Source organism: Kandleria sp. (genome assembly GCF_017934775.1).
GTDB lineage: Bacteria > Bacillota_I > Bacilli_A > Erysipelotrichales > Coprobacillaceae > Kandleria > Kandleria vitulina.
Genome location: NZ_JAGBIX010000060.1, coordinates 1 through 4,578, shown reverse-complemented (window position 1 = coordinate 4,578; position 4,578 = coordinate 1). Strand labels below are relative to the sequence as shown.

Annotated in this window: 4 protein-coding genes; 1 reads left to right on the top strand and 3 read right to left on the bottom strand. The window is 33.3% G+C overall.

What is annotated here, in order from left to right:
• The coding region (locus tag J6L95_RS06310; RefSeq protein ID WP_287458514.1) for a hypothetical protein at positions 1-409 on the top strand (409 nt) is incomplete at its 5' end.
• A gap of 100 nt (positions 410-509) precedes the next feature.
• Here the strand turns inward: J6L95_RS06310 and J6L95_RS06305 are convergent.
• The 3 genes from J6L95_RS06305 to J6L95_RS06295 all read right to left on the bottom strand — a co-directional run.
• Positions 510-1,892, bottom strand: coding sequence for an Ltp family lipoprotein (locus J6L95_RS06305; RefSeq protein WP_287458513.1), 1,383 nt, complete (start codon positions 1,890-1,892; stop codon positions 510-512).
• A gap of 141 nt (positions 1,893-2,033) precedes the next feature.
• Positions 2,034-2,495, bottom strand: a complete 462-nt coding sequence (locus tag J6L95_RS06300; RefSeq protein ID WP_029071446.1) for an RpiB/LacA/LacB family sugar-phosphate isomerase — start codon at positions 2,493-2,495, stop codon at positions 2,034-2,036.
• Positions 2,496-2,766: 271 nt separating this feature from the next.
• Positions 2,767-4,578, bottom strand: a 1,812-nt coding sequence (locus J6L95_RS06295; RefSeq protein ID WP_287458512.1) for a glycogen synthase, incomplete at its 5' end; no start/stop codon positions are given.

The following is a 4,578-nucleotide window of genomic DNA, read 5'->3' as shown; positions in this document are numbered from 1 at the left end:
ATCTTTTTCTAAACAAAATTTTAAGTTCTCTCAGTATTTTCAGGCTTTGAATCTCCTTGGCAAGATTCCTGATACTGTTTCCCATCGTCTGAACAACATTGATGTTATTCATCATCTCGAAGAGGCTTCAAAACACACTGATTGGCTTAACAGCTTCTTTGAGGATGAGATCAATCCAATTACCAAGAAGGAACTATCCAAGCTTAAATCCAGCAAGAATAAAGATGTTCAGATTCCTTATGCAGACTTCAAGATAGACAAGCCTCCTATATTCAGAGATGAACTTATCAAGCAGATCTCGTTTGAAGACATAATCAGAGAAAGCTACCTGAAACCTGTCATTCATCAAGGTTTTCATAAACTTTTGACTCTACCTTTATCCTTTTATAAATATTTTACCGTTTTTTGACTCCTATATAAAACAAAACCTGTTGTCTTACAAAAATAATACAACTATTTGGTAGCACAAAGAGACGTGAATTCTTCCATTTCACGTCTCTTTAATAATTCTAAGACTCTAATTCACTTAAAGCCTGTTTTACACCAGCAGAAATATCAGCATCTGTTAATCCCCTATCTTCTTCTTTAATCATATCGATTAATTCTTTTTCTGTATAGCTTGGATTTTCTATCAAATAATCTTTTGCAGATTTATATGCTAAACTTATCCATTCATCTCCACAATTATCTATGGCATATTGAATTTCATCTTTTGTGAAATGAGCATTTGCTAATTCTTCCTCAACATTCTCTCTACTAACATAATACGAAGTTTCCAAAAAATACTTTGCAGATTTATATGCTAAACTTTTCCAATCAACACCACAATTATTTGTTGCATATTGAATTTCATCTTTTGTGAAATGAGCTTTTGCTAATTCTTCCTCAACATCCTTTCTACTAACATCATCCGAAGCTTCATATTTCAAAAAGTACTTTGCATATTTAACTGCTTCCTTTTTCCAGTCTATTTTTGCGTTTTTTACTGCGTAATCTGCTTCAGAGGATGTAAAACCTCTTAATGTTAATTCTTCCTTTAAAAGATCTCTACTACTAACAGCATCTTCATCAGTGTTATCTTTTATATACTTTTCAGCATACTCTACATCTTTTTTATTCCAATTAATACCACAATTATTTATTGCATATTGAATTTCATCTTTTGTGTAATGAGCATTTGCTAATTCTTCCTCAACATCCTTTCTTCTAACATCATCCGGAGCATTATATTTCAAAAAGAACTTTGCAAGTTTAACTGCTTCCTTTTTCCAGTCTATTTTTGCATGTTTTACTGCGTAATCTGCTTCAGAGGATGTAAAACCATTTATTGTTAAATATTCCTTTAAAACATCTCTCCTACTATCATCAACTTCATCAGTGTTATCTTTTATATACTCTTCTGCAAACTCTGCAGCATTTTTATTCCAATTAATTCCAGAATGATTAATAGCATATTTTGCATTAGCCTTACTTAATTTATCAGCACCAACCAGTAAATTCATCAACTGATCTCTACTAAGACCTTTATTATTCTTTACCCAATTTTTTGCTGCTTTTACTGCTTTATAGTGAGCTTTTGTTAATACAGTTACAGTACATTTTAGCTTCTTCTTACCAATCTTAGCAGTAATGATTGCTTTACCTTCTTTAAGACCTGTTACCTTACCTTTTTTGGATACCTTAGCAATCTTCTTTTTTGAAGATGACCATTTAATCTTCTTCTTTTTTGCATTCTTTACTTTTAAAGTAAAAGATTTCTTAACTTGAAGATCCTTTTTAGAATAATTAAGTTTCATTGCGGCAGCATCTACTTCTACCACTTGATTGAATGATACTGTGCTTATTGCCATCAACATAGCAATAACAATTGCAATAGATTTAAATAGTTTCATAAGTTGCCCTCCTTTGTATTTCCCTAAGAATATTTTACTGCTTTTTGACGATGCAACCAAACAAAATTGATTACTTCAAAAAAATAATGTAACCATATGGTTACATTAAAAAGAGGTTGTGAAGAATATTCTTCACAGCCTCTATTTAATCTTTACACAATGTTTATCGTTGATATCCTTAACCTTCTGAACTCTTCTTGTATACTTTTCTTCAGTAAGAGCATCAGTTGTCATCCAAGTTTTAACAATTTCACTTGCCATCATATCTCCGATAATCTTTGCACCAATACAAAGAACATTGGAATCAGTATGTTCACGTGCTAGCTTTGCACAGAATGGATCCTGGCATACTGCTGCGTAAACGCCATTTATCTTATTAGCAATAAGAGCACTACCATAGCCAACACCATCGACAAAGATACCTCTCTCGCATCCACCTTTAGCTACCGCAAGAGCAGCAGGATATACAAAATCAGAAAGGTCACATGATTCTTCATCAAATGTACCAAAGTCTAATACTTCATGTCCCATATCTTCTAGTAGTTTCTTTACTTCATTTTTCATGCGTGTACCAGCATGATCATTTGCCATCGCAATTTTCATTTCTGAACCACTCCTTTATAAGTCCAATTTTATCATGGATGAGTATCAGGTCAAGGAAAGTATCTAAATGAAATTAATTCTTTTGTTCATATTCACTTCACATTCATTAAGTATTATGTACTTGTCGATAGAGAAGTCGACAAATACAAACATAAAATTTCCCTTCCCTTTAATTTATTTAAAATAAAAAGACCCGTTCCCCTACGGGTTTTTTTATTACTTTATAAACTAAAAAGAACTGATATCAGCATGGCTGACATCAGTTCTTTTGTTATTTAGTTAATTCAACATATAACTCTCTATACTGCTTTGCAGAATTTTCCCAAGAAACATCTTTTGCCATATTTCTCTGAACCATTTCATCAAAGCACCATCTATTTGTGAAATAGAATGTTTTAGCTCTATTAATAGCATCAAGCAATAATCCTGATTCATAACGATCAAATGTGAATCCATTACCTGAGTTATAGTTTACATCATAAGGTTCAACAGTATCTTTTAATCCACCTGTTTCTCTTACGATAGGCACTGTACCATAATGCATAGCGATTAACTGTGTTAATCCACATGGTTCAAACTGTGATGGTACTAATAATGCATCAGCACCGGCATAGATGCGGTGTGCTCTTGATTCATCATACATGATATTAGCGCAAAGGTTACCCTTATAGGCATTTTCATAATATCTGAATGAATCTTCATATGCAGGATCTCCTGTTCCTAAGATAACAACCTGAGTATGCTCATCCATTACCTGAGGAATGATTTCATTAACTAGATCCAATCCTTTTTGGTCAGTTAATCTAGAAATCAAGCCAATCACAAACTTGTGATCATCTTGTTCAAGACCAAGTTCTTCCTGTAAAGCACGCTTGTTTTCTTTCTTCTTATCCAATACATTCGTAATATCATACTTGCTTGCAAGTTTATCATCAGTAGCACTGTTCCAGATATCATAATCAATACCATTAACAATACCTCTTAACTTACCTGAATGATATCTAAGATGTGCATCTAATCCTTCACCATAGAATTCAGTCTGAATTTCTCCAGCATAAGTATTTGATACTGTAGTAATTGCATTAGCATATGTTAAACCACCTTTTAACATATTAGCATCAAGCCACTTAACAGTTAATGTATCCTTATTGAAGACATAGTCTGGTAAATTAGTCCAATATTTGAATGTTTCAATGTTATAGACACCCTGGAATCTTAAGTTATGAATAGTCATTACAACCTTAGAACGTGATAATGGTGTATCATTAAACATTTCTCTTAAATAAATTGGTACAAGACCTGCCTGCCAATCATGACAATGAATTACATCAGGAGTCCAATTCATATAATTTAATGCAGCTAATGCAGCTTTTCCAAAGTAACAGAACTTAGGAATATCATCTACTAAGTTTGTATATGGATTACCTTCAGTAAAGAATTCCTGGTTATCAATGAAATCATAGACAACTCCATCCCATACATATTCCATAATACCAACATAGTATGATTTACCATCAGCACATAAATCCATATCAAATGATCCTCTATAGATCATCTTATTCTGATATTCTTCTGGAATACATGCATAACGAGGTAGAATAACCTTTACATCACAGTTCTGTTTAGCAAGTGCTTTAGGTAATGCATACATTACATCTCCTAATCCACCTGTCTTCACAAATGGATAACATTCAGATCCAATAAATGCCACACTTCTTCTTGGCTGAGGAAGTTCTTCATGATATTCTTCCATAACTGGTTCCACCTTAACTTCTTCTACAACTGGTTTTTCTTCTTTTACTACTTCTTTAGTTTCTTTTACAACCTTTTTAGCAGCAGCTTTCTTAGCTGGCTTTTCTTCTGCTTTTGTTTCCTTTACAGTCTTCTTAGCAGCAGCTTTCTTGGCTGGCTTTTCTTCTGCTTTTGTTTCCTTTACAGTCTTCTTAGCAGCAGCCTTTTTAGCTGGCTTTTCTTCTGCTTTTGTTTCCTTTACAGTCTTCTTAGCAGCAGCTTTCTTGGCTGGCTTTTCTTCTGCTTTTGTTTCCTTTACAGTCTTCTTAGCAGCAGCTTTCTTGGCTGGCTT

Excerpts from the sequence above, each read along its gene's own strand:
- J6L95_RS06305 (WP_287458513.1), bottom strand. The coding sequence starts at position 1,892 with ATGAAACTATTTAAATCTATTGCAATTGTTATTGCTATGTTGATGGCA.
- J6L95_RS06300 (WP_029071446.1), bottom strand. The coding sequence starts at position 2,495 with ATGAAAATTGCGATGGCAAATGATCATGCTGGTACACGCATGAAAAAT.